Raw genomic sequence first — 16,840 nt, forward strand, 5'->3', positions numbered from 1 at the left:
ACCCGGAAGCTCAGCCCTTCAGCGCCGATGGTACTGCCCTGGAGACGGGGTGGGAGAGTAGGACGCCGCCGGACACCCTTCACAGCCAGGCCCCCCACACCACACGGTGCGGGGGGCCTCGCTGCATGTCAGGAGCGGGTCGCGGTTCCCACCGGCTCGTCGATCTCGAACATTGCGGCCGACATCCCCGGTCGATGAGCGTGGGACAATCATTCACTGACCGGAACGAGAGGATGACAGTGAACGACACTCCGCGCGAGGACCGTCCTGCCCGAGGCGAGGACGGCCCGCGACGCCCCCAGGGGCAAGGGCGCGGCGACGGGCCGCGTCGCCCCCGGGACGACCAGCGACGTTCTGACGGTCCTCGTCGTGACGGAGGCGACGGTCGCGACGGATCGGACCGCCGCGGTGGCGCGCGTCGTGGCGAGACCGACGGCCGTCGCGGTGGCGACCGCCGCACCGGTACGGCAGGGCGTGGCGGCGCCAGCGCGCGGGGCGGTCGCCAGGACGGCAAGGCGTACGGCGGCGACAGGGGCCGGCGCGACGAACGGCACGGCGGATCGCGTGGCCACAGCCCTCGCAGTGGCGCGGACCGCCCGGTGCGTCCCGAGCGTCCGCGGGACGCGGACCGCACTCCTGACCCCGAGATCCCCGAGGGCGTCGACGCACGCCAGCTCAGCAAGGACGCCCGAGCTCGCCTGCGTGGCCTCAGCAAGGACAACGCCGACGGCGTCGGTGCGCACCTCGTGATGGCCGGCCGGCTGCTCGACACCGACCCGGAGCAGGCCTACCTGCACGCGCAGGCAGCGGTCCGGCGCGCCGGGAGGATCGACGTCGTCCGGGAGGCCGCGGGTATCGCGGCGTACCGCACGGGACGCTACGCCGAGGCTCTGCGCGAACTGCGGACGGTGCGGCGGCTGAACGGCTCGTCGGAGCACCTGCCGCTCATGGCCGACGCGGAGCGCGGACTGGGACGCCCCGAGCGGGCGATCGCTCTGGCGCAGTCGGAAGAAGCGGCCACGCTCGACTCCGAGGCGCGGACCGAGCTGGCCATCGTCGTGAGCGGTGCGCGGAGCGACCTGGGCGACCATGACGCTGCGCTGACGGTCCTGGACCGGATTCCGGCCCCGGAGCGCCAGGGTGATCTCGGCCTGCGCGTGCTGCAGGCGCAGGCCGTCGCTCTCGAGGCGGCGGGTCGGGACGACGAGGCCGCGCGGGTGCTGTCCGGGCTCGACCCGGCGGCCCTGGACCGCGCTGCCGGTGTGCCCGAGGGCGACGAGGACTACGTGGTCTACGACGCCTTCGACGAGGAGGCGGACGACGAGGAGGCCGACACGTGAGCGCGTCGCTGCTCGGCAGCGACCGGCCGTTGGCCGACGTGCACGACCTGGCCCTCGTCGACCTCGACGGCGTCGCGTACCAGGGGCGGCTCCCGATCGCGCACGCTGCGGCGTCGCTGGGTGAGGCGCGCACGAGAGGTCTTCGCCTGGTCTTCGTGACGAACAACGCCTCGCGCGAGCCGGAGGAGGTGGCGAGCCGGCTGACCGGTCTCGACATCCCGACGGATCCTGACGAGGTCATGACAGCCGCGCAGGCGTGCGCGAACCTGCTCCGGACCCGCCTGGAGCCGGGCGCCAAGGTGCTCGTGGTGGGCGGCAAGGGACTGACCACGGCCGTGACCGAGGCTGGTTACGAGGTGGTGACGTCGGCCGAGGACGGACCAAACGCCGTCGCCCAGGGCTACTCGCCGGAGCTCGCCTGGCCGGACCTGGCCGAGGCGGCGTACGCCGTCGCCGGCGGAGCCTGGCACGTGGCGAGCAACCGAGACCTGTCGCTCCCGACGGAGCGAGGTCTCGCGCCGGGCAACGGGGCGCTGGTGGCCGCGGTCGTCGCCGCCACCGGGGTGGACCCGGACAGCGCCGGCAAGCCCGAGCCGACCATGTATCGCATGGCCGTGGAACGGGTCGGCGCCCGGCGCCCGCTGGTGATCGGGGACCGGTTGGACACGGACCTGGCTGGCGCGCGCGCCGGTGGCTATCCCGGCCTGCACGTGCTGACGGGCGTCTCGAGCGCTCGAGACGCCGTCCTGGCCGGACCGGGCATGCGCCCCGCCTACCCCGGTGCTGACCGGCGGTCGTTGCTCGAGCCGCACCCGGCGCCGAGCGAGGCCGAGGACGGCTGGTGGCGGTGCGCAGGACGTTCCGCCCGCGTGGTGGACGGCTCCCTCGAGCTGGACGGCGAGGGCCCTGCCGGGATCGACGTGGTCCGCGCCGCCTGTGCCGCGGCGTGGTCCGCCGTCGACGACGGGGCGCTGCTGGACCCCGCCGGTGTTCCCGAGCTGACCGCTTGACGGCACCCGCCCGTGCGTCGTGCCGGGGCCGCCGCCCCCAGCAGGTAGCGTTGCCCCGGGACGGACGAGCAGCGAGGAGGGGACATGTCGCAGGACGCGGAAGCGCCGCGCGCGCCGGCACCGGAACGTCCTGAGTCACCTCTTGCGCCGCTCGACGGCCTGGACGAGCTCTCGACCGACCAGCACGTCGCACGCTTCGAGGCGGTCCACGACCGCCTGCGAGCGCGACTCGACGACGGCCCGGCGGACGACGAGGCGGGTGACTGATGCCCGAGCGTGCCGACGCCGAGCTCGTGCGGCGTGGCCTGGCCCGGTCGCGCAAGCAGGCCTCGGTCCTGATCGCCGCCGGCCGCGTCCGGATGGACGAGACGGTCGTGGCCAAGTCCTCGACCCCGGTACCGTCCGGTCGTGCACTGGTCGTCGAACCTGATCCTGACGACCCCGGCTACGCGTCCAGAGCCGGGGGTAAGCTCGCGAGCGCCCTCGAGGCTCTCGCGGGCGACCCCGCGGGACGCGAGCTGACCGACCGCCTGCCGGGCGGGGACTGCCTGGACCTGGGCGCCTCGACCGGAGGTTTCACCGATGTGCTGCTGCGGCGCGGCGCCGCGCACGTGACGGCGCTCGACGTCGGCCACGACCAGCTCGTGCCGGCGCTGCGGACAGACCCGCGCGTGACGGTGCGCGAGGGGTTCAACGTGCGACACCTGGGGGTCGACGACCTGGCCTCGCCACCGGACGTCGTCGTGGGTGACCTGTCGTTCATCTCGCTCCGGCTCGTCGTCTCCGCCGTCGCCGGGGTGATGGCACGTGGCTCGTTCACCCTGCTGCTGGTCAAGCCGCAGTTCGAGGTCGGTCGTGACCGGCTCGGCAACGGGGGGGTCGTCCGCGACCCCGACCTGCACGTCGGGTCGGTGGTGGACGTCGCCGCGTCGGCGGCAGCCGCGGGCCTCACCGTCCTCGGCGTCGTCCCGAGCGCGCTGCCGGGCCCCAGCGGCAACCGCGAGTACTTCTGCTGGATGCGCCGGGCGGACGCGGCGCCGGTCGACCGCAGCGCGTTGACGGAAGCCGCGCGAGCCGCTGTCGACTGGCAGCCCGGCGGTGGGGGCCTTCCGCCGGTGGTCCCGGTGCCGGCGGGCGTCTCCGGAGGTGCGTCATGACCCGTCGCGTGCTCATCGTGACCCACGGCGGCCGCCCTGAGGCCGTCGCCGCCATGGCCGAGGCGGTGGCGGAGCTGGAGAGGGCAGGCTTCGAGGTGGCCCTGCACGACGACGATCTCGCCGAGACCTTCGGCGACCAGATGTCGGCCACGCGGGTGCGCGAGGGCGTGGCCGAGTCGGAGATCGTGATGGTGCTCGGTGGTGACGGCACGATCCTGCGTGCCGCCGAACTCACCCACGGCACCGACGTCCCCCTGCTCGGGGTCAACCTGGGCCACGTGGGCTTCCTCGCCGAGTCGGAGCGCGACAACCTCCACGACGCCGTGCGCCGGGTCGCCGCGCGCGAGTACGTGGTCGAGGAGCGCAGCGTCGTCGACGTCGTGGTGCACCGGCCGGGGGAGAGCGAGCCGGTCACCGGGTGGGCCCTCAACGAGGCCACCGTGGAGAAGGCGCAGCGGGACCGGATGATCGAGGTCGCGATCGCCGTCGACGAGCGCCCCGTCAGCTCGTTCGGCTGCGACGGCGTGGTCGTGTCCACCGCGACCGGGTCGACAGCCCACGCCTTCTCGGCGGGCGGGCCGATCATGTGGCCGGACGTGGACGCGGTGCTGCTGGTGCCGCTCTCCGCCCACGCGCTGTTCTCGCGTCCCTTGGTGATCGGTCCGCGCTCGGAGTTCACGGTCGACGTGCTGGCGCGCAGCCCGCTGCCCGCGGTGCTGACCTGTGACGGGCGGCGCAGCATCGACCTCCCGGTAGGGACAAGGGTGCAGGTACGGCGAGGGGCGGTGCCGCTGCGGTTCGCGCGGCTGGCGCACGCGCCCTTCAGCGACCGGCTCGTCTCGAAGTTCAACCTGCCGGTCATCGGCTGGCGCGAGGCCGCGGGTGAAGCGGCGGCGCGCCGGGCGGCGCGGTACGCCGTCGACCAGGACGACCAGGACGACAAGGAGGCATGAGGGTGCTCGAGGAGATCGCGATCGAGGACCTCGGGGTGATCCGCGCCGCCCGCGTCCCGCTGGCCCCGGGCCTGACGGTCATCACCGGTGAGACCGGTGCCGGCAAGACGATGGTCCTCACCGGGCTCGGTCTGCTCATGGGAGGCAAGGCCGACCCCGGGACGATCCGGTCAGGTGCGGACCGTGCCGTGGTCGAGGGCAGGTGGGACCTCGCCCGCCATCCCGCCGCGGCGCGCCGGGTCGACGACGCCGGGGGCACCGTCGACGACGACGGCTCCGTCGTCGTCCTGCGGACCGTCGCCGGAGGCCGGTCCCGGGCGCACCTGGGCGGGCGCGGGGTGCCGCAGGGCGTCCTCGCCGAGATCGCGGACGACCTGGTCACGGTCCACGGGCAGTCCGACCAGCTCCGTCTGCGCACCCCCGCCAAGCAGCGGGCCGCCCTCGACCGCTTCGCGGGGGCCGATCACGCGGCGGTGCTGGTCGAGCACCGCGCGGCATGGGCCGAGCGTGCGGCCCTGCAGGCGGAGATCGACGACCTGACCTCCCGTGCGGCGGAACGGGCGCGCGAGGCCGAGCTCCTGCGGCTCGGGCTCGCCGAGGTGGAGCGCATCGATCCTCAGCCGGGCGAGGACGTCGAGCTCGCGACGCTGGTCGCGCGTCTGGGCAACGCCGAGCAGCTGCGTCAGGCGGCCCAGCTCGCCCACGACGCGGTCGCCGGTGAGGACATGGACACCGAGGGGTCGGCCGTGCACGCGGTGGAACGCGCCCGCCGCTCGCTCGAGAGCGTCGTGGCCGACGACCCCGGGCTCGAGGACCCGGCGCGTCGGTTGGCGGAGGCGGGCTACCTGCTCGCGGACATCGCCACCGAGCTGTCCGGGTACGTCGCCGACCTCCAGGCCGACCCCGCGGCGCTGGAGACGGCCCACGCCCGGCTCGCCGAGCTGGGGACGCTGACACGCAGCTACGGCAGCAGCATCGACGAGGTGCTGCAGTGGGCGTCGGACGCCGGGTTGCGTCTGCTCGACCTCGACGACGGCGGCGGTCGGCTCGAGGGCATGCGGGAGCGGGTCGCCGAGCTCGACGAGCAGGTGGCCGACCTGGCCGCGCGGGTCACCGCAGGCCGGACCGATGCCGCGGGGCAGCTCGCTGCCGCCGTCACCGCCGAGCTGGCCGGGCTCGCGATGAGCGGTGCGCGGCTCGAGATCGAGGTGTCCGCGGCGGACCCGGGGCCGGCGGGCGCGGACCAGGTGACGTTCCTGCTCGTCCCGCACCCCGGGGCGCCGGCCCGGCCGCTCGGCAAGGGTGCGTCGGGCGGTGAGCTCTCCCGGGTGATGCTCGCGGTCGAGGTGGCGCTCGCCACGGCCGCGGACGAGGCCGCCGACACGGTGCTGCCGACGTTCGTCTTCGACGAGGTGGACGCCGGCGTCGGCGGCCGGGCAGCCGTCGAGGTCGGCCGCCGGCTCGCGTCGCTGGCGCGCAGCACCCAGGTCGTCGTGGTGACGCACCTCGCCCAGGTGGCGGCGTTCGCCGACACCCATCTGGTGGTGACGAAGTCGGCCGGCGACGACGGCGACGCGACCGTGACCGGTGTCCGGGCGGTGTCCGACGACGAGCGGGTCCGTGAGCTGGCGCGCATGCTTTCCGGCCAGGACGACTCGGAGACAGCACGTCGCCACGCCGTCGAGCTCATCGAGTCCTCCGTCGTGGGACGATAGCCCCGATGAGACTGACCCTGCGCCGGGCCGACCGCGGCCCTGAGACCAGCGACGACGCGACCGAGCACTGCGGTCCGGCTCGCGTCGGAGCACGTACGAAGGACCTCACGAAGCGTCTCTCCGCCGGTGACGTGGCCGTGATCGACCACGCCGACATCGACCGTGTCGCGGCCGAGGCCCTCGTCGCCGCACGTCCGTCGGCGGTGCTGAACGCCGCGCCGTCGACCACCGGCCGTTACCCGAACGCGGGCCCCGGCATCCTCCTCGAGGCGGGGATCGTGCTCGTCGACGGGCTCGGCCCTGAGGTGATGGACATCCACGAGGGCGCTCGCGTCGCCGTCGAGGAGGGCGCCGTCCTCGTCGACGGCAAGCCGTGGGCCACCGGTACGCGACAGACGCCCGAGACCGTCGAGACCGCCCTCGCCGCAGCCCGGGACGGGCTGTCGGACGAGATCGAGCGGTTCGCCGAGAACACGATGACCTACCTGCGCCGTGAACGGGACCTGCTGCTCGACGGCGTCGGCGTCCCGGACGTGCGGACCAGGTTCGCCGGCCGGCACGTCCTCATCGTGGTGCGCGGCTACCACTACCGCGAGGACCTGGCGATGCTGCGGTCCTACATCCAGGAGAACCGGCCGGTGCTGGTCGGGGTGGACGGCGGTGCGGACGCGATCCTCGACGCCGGCTGGCGTCCGGACATGATCGTCGGGGACATGGACTCGGTGTCCGACAAGGCGCTGGCCTGCGGTGCGGAGATCGTCGTGCACGCCTACCGGACCGGCGACGCCCCGGGCCTGGAACGCGTCCGCGAGCTCGGCGTGGACCCGGTGGTCTTCCCGGCGACGGGCACCAGCGAGGACATCGCCATGCTGCTCGCGGACGACAAGGACGCCGAGCTCATCGTCGCGGTCGGCACCCACGCCACCCTCGTGGAGTTCCTCGACAAGGGCCGTGCGGGCATGGCGAGCACCTTCCTCACCCGGCTCCGCGTCGGGGGCAAGCTGGTGGACGCCAAGGGCGTGTCCCGCCTGTACCGCACCCGCATCTCGAACCTTCAGCTCACGCTCCTGTCGCTGGCGGGCGTGGGGGCCGTGCTGGCGGCCCTGTGGTCGACGGCGGCCGGACAGACCGCCTTCGGACTCGTGGGCGCCCAGATCGACGACATCGTCTCGTGGGTCGGCAGCCTCTTCGGCGGCTGACCCATCGCGACCCCTGAACCAAGGAGTACCCGCACGCCGTGATCGATTTTCGCTACCACCTCGTCTCGCTGATCTCCGTGTTCGTCGCGCTCGCGGTCGGCATCATCCTGGGCGCGGGGCCACTGCAGAACGCGATCGGTGACCAGCTCACCGACCAGGTGGAGGCCCTGCGGTCCGAGCGCACCGACCTGCGCGAGATCCTGGTCGAGACGGAGTCCGAGCTGGCCGACCAGAACGCCTATGCGCTGGCCGCCGGGGCGGAGCTGGTCGACGGCTCGCTGACGGGCGTCACCGTCGCGGTGGTCGACGCCGGCGGCACGGCCGACACGCTCGAGGTCGACGTCGTCAGCCGGCTGGAGGACGCCGGAGCACGCATCGTCGCCCAGGCGTCGCTCACCGACGCCTGGAGCTCCGCCGAGGACTCCGTGCTGCGGGGGACGGTCGCGGACGGCCAGCGCGAGCACGTCGCCGACGCGATCGACGAGGAGGCCGGCACGGCCGAGGTCCTCGGCGCGGTCCTCGGTCTGGCGATGACCGAGGCGGACCAGCAGATGCCGTCGGCGCGCAGTGAGCGCTCCATGGAGCTGTATGAGCTGATGCTGCGCGTCGGACTCGTCGAGTCCCGGTTCGAACCGTCCGGACCGGCCGACGCCGTGCTGCTGCTCGGCGGCGCCGCTGCCGACGAGAACGCGACGGCTGACGGAGCCGGTTCCGAGGAGCCCGAGGACGTCGACGTCGTGGCGCTCGTCTCGGCGCTCCAGGCGACGGCGCAGGACGTCGTGGTCGCGGGGCCGACGGCCGCGGACGGCGACCTGGTCTCGGACGTCCGTGCCGACGACGACGTCGTGGCGCGAGTGAGCACCGTCAGCGGCACCGAGCGCGAGGTCATGCGCCTGAACGTGCCGCTCGCCCTGGCCGCCCAGATCGCGGGCGAGGTGGGTCAGTACGGGTTCGAGGAGGACGCCGCCGTGGTGCCGCCGGCCGTCGACCTGCCGGGCCCGGACGACGAGGCCGACGACTCGGGCGACTCCGGCGGTGACTCCTGATGGGTATCGCACGGACGCTCGTCGCCGGCGTGGTCGCTGCCGCGGTGACGCGGGCGGCGCGCAGGGCGCTGGACGCCGCACCGCCTGGTGGCGCGGAGCGTTGGACGCGCACCAACCATGGTGGTGAGCCGGTGTCGATGCTGGAGGGCCCCGCAGTGGCCGCCGGTCTCGTGGCCGGTGCCGCCGTCGCGGGCGGCGGGCCGCGCGACCGGGCGGCCACCGTGCTGGCGTGCGCGGGGGCCGGGGTGTTCGGGATCCTCGACGACCTCGCCGAGGACACCACCCACAGTGCCAAGGGTCTGCGGGGGCACCTCGGGGCGTTGGCCCAGGGCCGGCTGACCACCGGCGGCCTGAAGGTGGTCGGCATCGGGGCGACGTCGCTCGTGGCGGCAGCGGTCGGGACGCGCCGGCGGGGCGGCGTCCTCGGGCACGCGGCCGACGTCGCGGTCAACGGGGCGCTGATCGCCGGGACGGCCAACCTCGTCAACCTGCTCGATCTGAGACCCGGCAGGGCGCTGAAGGCCTCCGCCCTGCTCGCCGCGCCGGTGCTGACCGGCTCGGGCGGGCAGACGGGGGCGCTGCTCGGCGCCTCGGCGGCGGCGGCACCGGCCGACCTCGGTGCGCGTGACATGCTCGGCGACGCCGGAGCGAACGCTCTGGGTGCGTTCGTGGGGACCCGGTGGGCGCTGTCCGCGCCGCGGCCGGTGCGTGCCGTCGCGCTGGCCGCCGTCGTGGGCCTGACCCTGGCGTCGGAGCGGGTCAGCTTCTCCGCCGTCATCGAGCGCACGCCGTGGCTGCGTCGGATCGACCAGGCGGGGCGCACGCCGGCCGTCGCGCCGCCGCATGACCTGGAGGCGGCCTCGGACGAGGGTCCGACGGCGTGAGCATGCCGGGCGGTCGCCGCGCCGCCACGGCGGTCGCCGGTGCGGCGGTCCTCATCACCGTGGTGACCCTGGCCAGCAGGGTCGTGGGATTCGGCCGCTGGCTCGCTCAGGCGCACTTCGTCGGGACCGACGGCGTGGACGGGCCGTTGAACGCGGCGAACTTCCTGCCGAACGTCCTGTTCGAGGTCGCGGCGGGTGGTGCGTTGGCCGGTGCCGTCGTCCCGTTGCTCTCCGGGTTCCTGGTGCGAGGTGACCGGGAGAAGGCCTCTCGGACGGCCTCGGCGCTGCTCGGTTGGACGCTCGTCGTGCTGGTCCCGCTCGGTGCGCTCGTCGCGCTCCTCGCCGACCCGTTGGTCCGCCTCACGGGTCTGAACGACCCGGTCAACGTCGCCGTCGCCGTCGACTTCCTGAGGGTGTTCGCGGTGCAGGTGCCCCTGTACGGGGTCGCCGTGGTGCTCGGCGGGATGCTGCAGGCCCACAACCGGTTCTTCTGGCCGGCGTTCTCCCCGCTGGTGTCGAGCCTCGTCGTGATCGGGGTGTACTGGCGGTTCGGGGCGTTGGCCGACGGCAACCAGCAGGACGTGGCCGAGCTGTCGTCGCAGGCGCTGGGCTGGCTGGCCTGGGGGATGACGGCGGGAGTCGCCTTCCTGGCGCTGCCGTTGGTCTGGCCGGTCGCCCGGTCCGGGCTCCGGCTGCGGCCGACGTTGCGGTTCCCGGCCGGCGAGGGACGCCGTGCCGCACGCCTCGCCTCCGCCGGGATCGGAGCACTGGTGGCCCAGCAGCTCGCGCTGCTCGCCACGATGAAGGCGGGCAACGAGGCCGGCGGGGACAGCACCTGGACGATCTTCCTCTACGCGCAGAACGTGTACTTCCTGCCGTACGCCGTGCTGGCCTTCCCCATCGCGACCAGCGCGTTCCCGCGGTTCGCCGAGCTCGCGTCGCAGGGACGGCGCGACGACCTGGCGCGTCTGGTCTCGTCGACGACCCGCGTGCTGGTGGTCGTCTCGGTGGCGGGTGCCGCCGCGCTGGTGGCGGCTGCGCCGCTCGTGGAGAACGTGTTCGACGGCATCGCCCGCCCGAACGCGGACGGGCTCGCCGCGGCGCTCGCCTGGATGGCGCCCGGGCTGCTGGGCTATGCGCTGATCCTGCAGCTCTCTCGTCTGCTGTACGCGGTCGACGCCGCCCGGGCCGCCGTCGTGGCGACAGCCGCCGGCTGGTTGGTCGTCGCCGTCGGGGTGTCGCTGGCGGTCCCGATGTTCTCCGGGGAGGCCGGTGGCACCAGGAGCGACGTGCTCGCCTGGCTCGGGGGCGCCACCACCGTCGGCATGACGGCGGCCGGTGTCGCTCTGTTCGTGGCCGTGCGCCGCGCGGTCGGCGCGGCGGCGGTGTCGGGCGTCGTCCGGACCGCGGCGGTGGCGCTCGGTGCGGGTGCCGTGGGTGCTCTGCTCGGGCGCTGGTGCGTCCCGGTGGCGGACCGCACGGCCCCGGTGGACCCGACCGGTGCGGACGGGGCGCCGGCCGAGACCCCGCTCGAGCTCGGCTGGTTCGCCGCGGACGTGGGTCTCGGGCTCCTCGCCGGCCTGATCGCGGCCGCCGTGGTGCTGCTGGCCGCGGCGTTGGCGGACGGCGCCGTGCGTGCTCGCCTCGCCGCCGTCGGACGGCGTGCCGCCCGCCTCTGACGGGCTACCCTCTGTGCCGCATCCCACCCCGGGACGGGCGAGTCCCGGACGCCGTGGCGCGAACTCTCGGATAGCATGGAGTTCCGTGGCTGACTCCGTGAACCGAACGTCCTCCCGCTCCTCCAGCCGCGCCGGTGCGACGCACCAGACGCGCCACATCTTCGTGACGGGCGGTGTGGCGTCCTCCCTCGGCAAGGGCCTCACGGCCTCCTCCCTGGGCCGCCTGCTGCGTTCCCGCGGGCTGCGGGTGACGATGCAGAAGCTCGACCCCTACCTCAACGTGGACCCGGGCACCATGAACCCGTTCCAGCACGGCGAGGTGTTCGTCACCGAGGACGGCGCCGAGACCGACCTGGACATCGGGCACTACGAGCGCTTCCTCGACATCGAGCTGCCGGCCTCGTCGAACGTCACGACCGGTCAGGTCTACTCCCGGGTGATCGCCAAGGAGCGCCGCGGCGAGTACCTGGGTGACACGGTGCAGGTGATCCCGCACATCACCGACGAGATCAAGCTGCGCATGCGGGACCAGGCGGGCCCCGACGTCGACGTGATCATCACCGAGATCGGCGGGACGGTCGGTGACATCGAGTCCCAGCCCTTCCTCGAGGCCGCGCGGCAGGTGCGCCACGAGCTCGGCCGCGACGACTGCTTCTTCCTGCACGTCTCGCTGGTGCCGTACATCGGGCCGTCCGGCGAGCTGAAGACCAAGCCGACGCAGCACTCCGTCGCTGCGCTGCGCTCGATCGGCATCCAGCCGGACGCGATCGTGCTGCGCTCGGACCGCATCGTGCCCGAGAGCATCAAGCGCAAGATCGCGATGTCCTGCGACGTCGACAACGAGGCGGTCGTCAACGCGGCGGACGCCCCGAGCATCTACGACATCCCCCGTGTGCTCCACTCCGAGGGCCTCGACGCCTACGTCGTGCGGCGTCTCGACCTGCCGTTCCACGACGTCGAGTGGGGCGGTTGGAACCGACTGCTCGAGCGCGTCCACGAGCCGGAGCACAAGGTCGAGATCGCGTTGGTCGGCAAGTACATCGACCTGCCGGACGCCTACCTGTCGGTGACCGAGGCGCTGCGCGCCGGTGGTTTCGACAACGACACGCGGGTCGCGATCCGCTGGGTCGCTGCGGACGACTGCAGCACCCCGGCGGGGGCGCAGGAGGCGCTCGACGGCGTCGACGCGATCCTCGTGCCCGGCGGCTTCGGCGTGCGCGGCATCGACGGCAAGATCGGTGCCCTGCGCTGGGCGCGGGAGAACCTGGTACCCACGCTCGGCATCTGCCTCGGCCTGCAGTCCATGGTCATCGAGTACGCGCGCAACGTGCTCGGCCTGGCGGACGCCTCGTCGACCGAGTTCGAGCCGGACACCGAGTCGCCGGTCATCGCGACGATGGCCGAGCAGCTCGCCATCGTGGGTGGCGACGGCGACCTGGGCGGCACGATGCGCCTGGGCGACTACCCGGCGGCGCTGGCCGAGGGGTCCGTGGTGTCGAAGGCCTACGGCTCCACCCAGGTCACCGAGCGTCACCGCCACCGGTACGAGGTCAACAACGCCGTGCGCGACCAGCTGGAGGAGGCCGGCCTGCGGTTCTCCGGCACGTCGCCCGACGGCACGCTCGTGGAGTTCGTCGAGCTCCCCGCCGACGTGCACCCGTACTACGTGAGCACGCAGGCGCACCCCGAGTTCAAGTCGCGGCCGACGCGGTCGCACCCGCTGTTCCACGGTCTGGTGGCCGCGGCGCTGGTGCGCCAGGGCGCGCCGGCGTGACGGCACGACGGCCGGACGAGGAACGCGTCGAGGACCGTGTCGCGCCGCGACGGGTCGTGCGTCGCACCACCGTCCACGAGGGCAGGATCTTCGACCTCGTGCAGGACGACGTCGACCTCGGTGATGCCGGGGTCGTCGCCCGCGAGTACCTCGACCATCCCGGCGCGGTCGCCGTCGTCGTGCTCGACGAGCACGACCGGGTGCTGCTCCTGCGGCAGTACCGGCACCCGGTGCGTGCCGAGATGTGGGAGATCCCCGCGGGCCTGCTCGACGTCGTCGGCGAGCCCGCCGTCGAGGCCGCGGCCCGCGAGCTCGCCGAGGAGGCAGACCTGACCGCCGGGCGCTGGGACGTGCTCGTCGACTTCGCCACGACGCCCGGGGCGAGCAACGAGGCCCTGCGCGTCTTCCTGGCCCGTGACGTGCGGGAGGTCCCGCACGCCGACCGCCACACGCGCACCGGCGAGGAGTCAGAGATCGTCACCCGCTGGGTTCCCCTGGACGAGGCGGTCGAGCGGACCCTGGCCGGCGGACTGCACAACCCGTCCGCCGTCGTCGGCATCCTTGCCGCGGCAGCGAGCCGGGCCGACGGGTGGGCGTCGTTGCGGGACGTCGACGTGCCGTGGCCCTACCGCCGGGGCGAGCTGCCCGACTGACGGTCAGCGGGTGCGTAGCCGCAGCACGGCGTTCGCCGTGGCCCACACCAGCAGCCCGGCACCGAGCATGTGCACGCCCACGAGCAGCTCGGGGAGCCCGGTGAAGTACTGCGTGTAGCCGACGGCACCCTGGGCCAGCGTGACGACCAGCAGCAGCCAGGCGCCGCGGCGTGCGCGCCGGACGAGGTCGCCGGCGGGCTGGCGCAGCAGGAGGAGCAGGAGCAGGGCGAGCACGGCGACGAACAGCCAGACGGACGTCGAGTGCGCACGGGTCATCGCCAGGGGGTCCACGGCGAGCCGGTACCCGACCTCGGTGTCGCCCGAGTGCGGACCGGCACCGGTGACGATGACGCCGAGCACGACGACGGGCACCACGAGCACCCCGAGAACCCGGCCGGCGAGCGTCACGGCACCCGAGCCGACCGGCTGCGCGGTACCGTCGCCCTCGCCGTGGCGGTGCAGCAGGTAGGCGGACCACCACACGAGCGCCGCCGACACCACGAAGTGCAGGGAGACCCAGCCGGGGTGCAGGTCGAGCAGGACGACGACACCGCCGATGACGGCCTGCGCGGCCACGCCCACCAGCGGGACGACGCCGAGCCGGCGGTAGGCGTCCGACCGGCGCCGGTCCGTCCACACGAGCAGCAGCACTGCGAGCGCGATCACCGCGAGCACGCCGGTCATGGTGCGGTTCCCGAACTCGACGAACGGGTGGTAGCTGGCCGCCTCGTGGAACACCGGGGTGAACTGACCCGGCTCGCACAGCGGCCACGTCGAGCAGCCGAGCCCGGACCCGGTCAGCCGCACGGCGCCACCGGTGACGATGATGCCGATCTGTGCGACGACGTTCGCGATCAGGATCCCGCGCGTCCACCCGCGGAACCGGGCGAGCGGGTCGGCGCGCCCGGCACGTGGCGGGGCGGACTCCGAGGTCGTGTCGGAAGGGGTGGCGGGCGCGGGCGTGCTCACGGCACCACGATAGTGGCCGACGGCGCCGCACCGGCCCGTGCGGGCGGCGTCGGGCTGTGAGATCGGTCGTCCACCGGTCAGTGCCAGCGGAAGAGCCTGCGCGCCCCGACCCCGAGGGCGGCGGCCCAGGCGAGCAGGACCACGACGCTCAGCGGCGGCACGCCGGTGCCGAGCAGCGCACCACGCAGGCCTTCGCCGAGCGCGCCGGACGGCAGGAAGGTGGCGAGGGGAGCCAGCGGGCCCGGCAGCTCGGCGGGCGGCACGATCAGCCCACCGCCGACGACAAGCAGCACCAGCACGAGGTTCGCGACGGCGAGCACGCCCTCGGCGCGCAGGGTGCCGGCGAGCAGCAGGGCCAGCGCGGTGAACGCGGCGGTGCCCGCCAGGCCGAGCCCGATCGCGGGCACGACGCCGGAGAGCTCGGGCTGCCAGCCGAGGGCGAGCGCCACGACTCCGATCACCGCGACCTGCACTCCCTGGACCGCCAGGACCCCGAGGACCTTGCCGGCGAGGAGGCCGCCGCGACCGAGCGGTGTCGTGGACAGCAGCCGCAGCACACCGTTGCGGCGGTCGAACGCGGTGGCGATCGCCTGCGACGTGAAGGACGTGGTGACGCACGCCAGAGCGAGGATCCCGGGCGTCACGAAGTCCACGCGGTCGACGCCGCCGGTGTCGAGCCCGACCACCGACGTGCGCACCAGCCCCACGAGGAGCAGGACGGGCATCACGATCGTCACGAGCAGCTGTTCGCCGTTGCGCAGGATCGCCCGCGTCTCGAACGCGGCCTGCGCAGCGACACGCCGGTGGGCCGGGGCGGGGGAGGAGATCGTCATCGCAGGTGCCGTCCGGTGAGGTCGAGGAACACGTCTTCGAGGGTGCGGCGGCCCACGGTGAGGCGTGTGGTCAGGGTGTCCTGCTCGGCGAGCCACCCGGTCAGCTCCGCGAGCGTCGACGGTCCCACGGCGCCGGTGACCACGTACTCGCCGGGCTCCGGCTCGGTGGCCGACCAGCCGCCGTCGGGCGCACCGCGGGTCAGCCGCTCGGCCAGGGCGCCGACCGCCAGGCCGGGGCGCGCGGCGAACCGGACCTGGGGCGCGCTGCCGGAGGCGCCGTCGGAGAGGAGCGCCGGGACGTCGCCCGAGGCGATGACCCGGCCGTGGTCGACGACGTGGACCACGTCGGCCAGGTCCTCCGCCTCGTCCATCAGGTGGGTCGTCAGGACGACGGCGACGCCGTCGGCACGCAGCTCGCGCACGAGGTCCCAGACGGCGCGTCGTGACTGCGGGTCCATCCCGGCGCTCGGTTCGTCGAGGAAGACGACCTCGGGACCTCCGACGACGGCGGCGGCGAGCGCGAGGCGCTGCCGCTGGCCGCCGGAGAGCCGCCGCACGGTGGTGCGGGCGAAGGCATGCAGCCCGAGCCGCTCGGCGAGCTCGTCGACGTCGCGGGGGGCGGCGTACATCCGGCTGACGTGGCGCAGCATCTCCATCGCGCGCACGCCGGTCGGCAGGCCGCCGTCCTGCAGCATGGCGCCGACCCGAGGGCGCAGCGCCGCCGCGTCCGCGACCGGGTCGAGCCCCAGGACGCGCACGGTTCCAGCGTCGGGGGAGCGCAGGCCCTCGCAGCACTCGACCGTGGTGGTCTTGCCGGCACCGTTCGGGCCGAGCACCGCGGTGACGGCACCGGCGGTAGCCTGCAGATCGAGGCCGTCGACGACGTCACGGCCGCCGTAGGTCTTGCGCAGTCGACGCACGTCGACGGCGACGCCGGGTGGCGTATCGGTGGTGGGCACCAGAAGATTCTACGGACGCTTCGAGACACCTGGAGTGACGATGACCTTCTCCCCGTTCACCCAGCCGGCCGACCTCGCGTCGCTGGCGCGTCGCATCTGGTACTGGCCGGTGGTCCGTGGCGTGCTGGCGGTGGGGTTCGGGCTGCTGGCGATCCTCCTGCCGGACAAGACCCCGGGACTGCTCGTGCAGGTCTTCGGAGCGTTCGTCGTCGTGGACGGCGTCGTCTCGCTCGTCGACGGGCTGCGTCGGCGCGGGAGCCAGGCCGGGTCGGTGAACGTCGGCATCGGCGTGGCGGCCGTCGTCTTCGGCGGTGTGCTGCTGTTCCTGCCGGGCCTGGCGCTCGGGCTCGTTCTCGTCCTGATCGCGGTCTGGGCGCTGGTCTTCGGGCTGCTGCAGATCGTCGGCGCCTTCGCCATGCGGTCCCGGGGCGGCACGTCGTGGCTGTGGACCCTGCTGTCGGGTCTCTTGTTCGTCGCGCTGGCGGTCGTCTGCTTCACGAACCCGGGTCGCACCGTCGAGGTGATGTCGGTGATCGTCGGCATCTTCGCCGTCGTGATCGGGGCCGCCCTGGTCACGCTCGGGATGAAGCTGCGGAGGCTGGGGACGCAGGGACCCACCGGGGGCGCCGTCATCGACGGCGAGGTCGTCGAGGGTTGAACCGCGCCGGT

16 protein-coding genes are annotated in these 16,840 nt (G+C 73.9%); 13 read left to right on the top strand and 3 right to left on the bottom strand.

Translation table 11 applies throughout. From position 1 onward, the window contains the following. The first annotated feature begins 599 nt into the window (after positions 1-599). From ACH5HR_RS00005 to ACH5HR_RS00060, 12 genes are all read left to right on the top strand, one after another. Positions 600-1,340, top strand: a complete 741-nt coding sequence (locus ACH5HR_RS00005; RefSeq protein WP_402377139.1) for a tetratricopeptide repeat protein — start codon at positions 600-602, stop codon at positions 1,338-1,340. Further along, positions 1,337-2,350, top strand: coding sequence for an HAD-IIA family hydrolase (locus tag ACH5HR_RS00010; RefSeq protein ID WP_416475579.1), 1,014 nt, complete (start codon positions 1,337-1,339; stop codon positions 2,348-2,350). Before ACH5HR_RS00005 ends, ACH5HR_RS00010 begins: the two co-directional genes overlap by 4 nt. An 84-nt stretch (positions 2,351-2,434) precedes the next feature. Further along, positions 2,435-2,617: a hypothetical protein gene (locus ACH5HR_RS00015; protein ID WP_402377144.1), complete on the top strand. Its 183-nt coding sequence runs from the start codon at positions 2,435-2,437 to the stop codon at positions 2,615-2,617. Continuing rightward, positions 2,617-3,507, top strand: coding sequence for a TlyA family RNA methyltransferase (locus ACH5HR_RS00020; protein ID WP_402377147.1), 891 nt, complete (start codon positions 2,617-2,619; stop codon positions 3,505-3,507). The genes ACH5HR_RS00015 and ACH5HR_RS00020 overlap by 1 nt, the downstream gene beginning before the upstream one ends. Continuing rightward, the gene (locus tag ACH5HR_RS00025) at positions 3,504-4,460 is read left to right on the top strand and encodes an NAD kinase (protein WP_402377150.1); all 957 of its coding nucleotides are present in this window, start codon (positions 3,504-3,506) and stop codon (positions 4,458-4,460) included. Before ACH5HR_RS00020 ends, ACH5HR_RS00025 begins: the two co-directional genes overlap by 4 nt. A 2-nt stretch (positions 4,461-4,462) precedes the next feature. Continuing rightward, positions 4,463-6,175 (top strand): DNA repair protein RecN, encoded by a 1,713-nt coding sequence (gene recN / locus ACH5HR_RS00030; RefSeq protein ID WP_402377386.1) that lies wholly within the window; start codon positions 4,463-4,465, stop codon positions 6,173-6,175. Positions 6,176-6,180: 5 nt separating this feature from the next. Further along, on the top strand, positions 6,181-7,374 hold the full coding sequence (gene steA, locus ACH5HR_RS00035; RefSeq protein ID WP_402377153.1) for a putative cytokinetic ring protein SteA: 1,194 nt from the start codon (positions 6,181-6,183) through the stop codon (positions 7,372-7,374). A gap of 38 nt (positions 7,375-7,412) precedes the next feature. Then, positions 7,413-8,420, top strand: coding sequence for a copper transporter (locus ACH5HR_RS00040; RefSeq protein ID WP_416475582.1), 1,008 nt, complete (start codon positions 7,413-7,415; stop codon positions 8,418-8,420). Beyond that, on the top strand, positions 8,420-9,304 hold the full coding sequence (locus tag ACH5HR_RS00045) for a hypothetical protein (RefSeq protein WP_416475583.1): 885 nt from the start codon (positions 8,420-8,422) through the stop codon (positions 9,302-9,304). Before ACH5HR_RS00040 ends, ACH5HR_RS00045 begins: the two co-directional genes overlap by 1 nt. Before the next feature lie 2 nt (positions 9,305-9,306). Next, a complete protein-coding gene (gene murJ / locus ACH5HR_RS00050) occupies positions 9,307-10,983 on the top strand; it encodes a murein biosynthesis integral membrane protein MurJ (RefSeq protein ID WP_416476389.1) in 1,677 nt (558 codons plus the stop codon). A gap of 85 nt (positions 10,984-11,068) precedes the next feature. Further along, the gene (gene pyrG / locus ACH5HR_RS00055; protein WP_416475585.1) at positions 11,069-12,757 is read left to right on the top strand and encodes a CTP synthase; all 1,689 of its coding nucleotides are present in this window, start codon (positions 11,069-11,071) and stop codon (positions 12,755-12,757) included. Then, positions 12,754-13,410 carry an NUDIX domain-containing protein gene (locus ACH5HR_RS00060; protein WP_416475587.1) on the top strand — a complete coding sequence of 219 codons (657 nt, stop codon included), beginning with the start codon at positions 12,754-12,756 and terminating at the stop codon, positions 13,408-13,410. Before pyrG ends, ACH5HR_RS00060 begins: the two co-directional genes overlap by 4 nt. 3 nt (positions 13,411-13,413) lie before the next feature. On the opposite strand, the gene ACH5HR_RS00065 is transcribed toward ACH5HR_RS00060, so the two are convergent. The 3 genes from ACH5HR_RS00065 to ACH5HR_RS00075 form a co-directional block, all read right to left on the bottom strand. After that, a complete protein-coding gene (locus ACH5HR_RS00065) occupies positions 13,414-14,379 on the bottom strand; it encodes a COX15/CtaA family protein (protein ID WP_402377165.1) in 966 nt (321 codons plus the stop codon). A gap of 77 nt (positions 14,380-14,456) precedes the next feature. Beyond that, positions 14,457-15,212: an ABC transporter permease gene (locus ACH5HR_RS00070; protein ID WP_416475588.1), complete on the bottom strand. Its 756-nt coding sequence runs from the start codon at positions 15,210-15,212 to the stop codon at positions 14,457-14,459. Continuing rightward, entirely contained in the window at positions 15,209-16,171 is a 963-nt protein-coding gene (locus ACH5HR_RS00075; protein ID WP_402377170.1) for an ABC transporter ATP-binding protein, read from the bottom strand. The genes ACH5HR_RS00070 and ACH5HR_RS00075 overlap by 4 nt, the downstream gene beginning before the upstream one ends. Before the next feature lie 40 nt (positions 16,172-16,211). Between ACH5HR_RS00075 and ACH5HR_RS00080 the strand changes: the two genes are divergently transcribed. Next, on the top strand, positions 16,212-16,829 hold the full coding sequence (locus ACH5HR_RS00080; RefSeq protein WP_402377173.1) for an HdeD family acid-resistance protein: 618 nt from the start codon (positions 16,212-16,214) through the stop codon (positions 16,827-16,829). The last annotated feature ends 11 nt before the right edge of the window (positions 16,830-16,840 follow it).

The sequence above is a fragment of the Isoptericola maris genome, assembly GCF_048065335.1.
GTDB classification, from domain to species: domain Bacteria; phylum Actinomycetota; class Actinomycetes; order Actinomycetales; family Cellulomonadaceae; genus Isoptericola; species Isoptericola rhizosphaerae.

What these genes read in the sequence shown, in the direction of transcription:
- ACH5HR_RS00025 (WP_402377150.1), top strand. Translation starts at nt 3,504, where the DNA reads ATGACCCGTCGCGTGCTCATCGTGACCCACGGCGGCCGCCCTGAGGCC.
- ACH5HR_RS00020 (WP_402377147.1), top strand. Translation starts at nt 2,617, where the DNA reads ATGCCCGAGCGTGCCGACGCCGAGCTCGTGCGGCGTGGCCTGGCCCGG.
- ACH5HR_RS00070 (WP_416475588.1), bottom strand. Translation starts at nt 15,212, where the DNA reads ATGACGATCTCCTCCCCCGCCCCGGCCCACCGGCGTGTCGCTGCGCAG.
- ACH5HR_RS00080 (WP_402377173.1), top strand. Translation starts at nt 16,212, where the DNA reads ATGACCTTCTCCCCGTTCACCCAGCCGGCCGACCTCGCGTCGCTGGCG.
- steA (WP_402377153.1), top strand. Translation starts at nt 6,181, where the DNA reads ATGAGACTGACCCTGCGCCGGGCCGACCGCGGCCCTGAGACCAGCGAC.
- murJ (WP_416476389.1), top strand. Translation starts at nt 9,307, where the DNA reads ATGCCGGGCGGTCGCCGCGCCGCCACGGCGGTCGCCGGTGCGGCGGTC.
- ACH5HR_RS00015 (WP_402377144.1), top strand. Translation starts at nt 2,435, where the DNA reads ATGTCGCAGGACGCGGAAGCGCCGCGCGCGCCGGCACCGGAACGTCCT.
- ACH5HR_RS00045 (WP_416475583.1), top strand. Translation starts at nt 8,420, where the DNA reads ATGGGTATCGCACGGACGCTCGTCGCCGGCGTGGTCGCTGCCGCGGTG.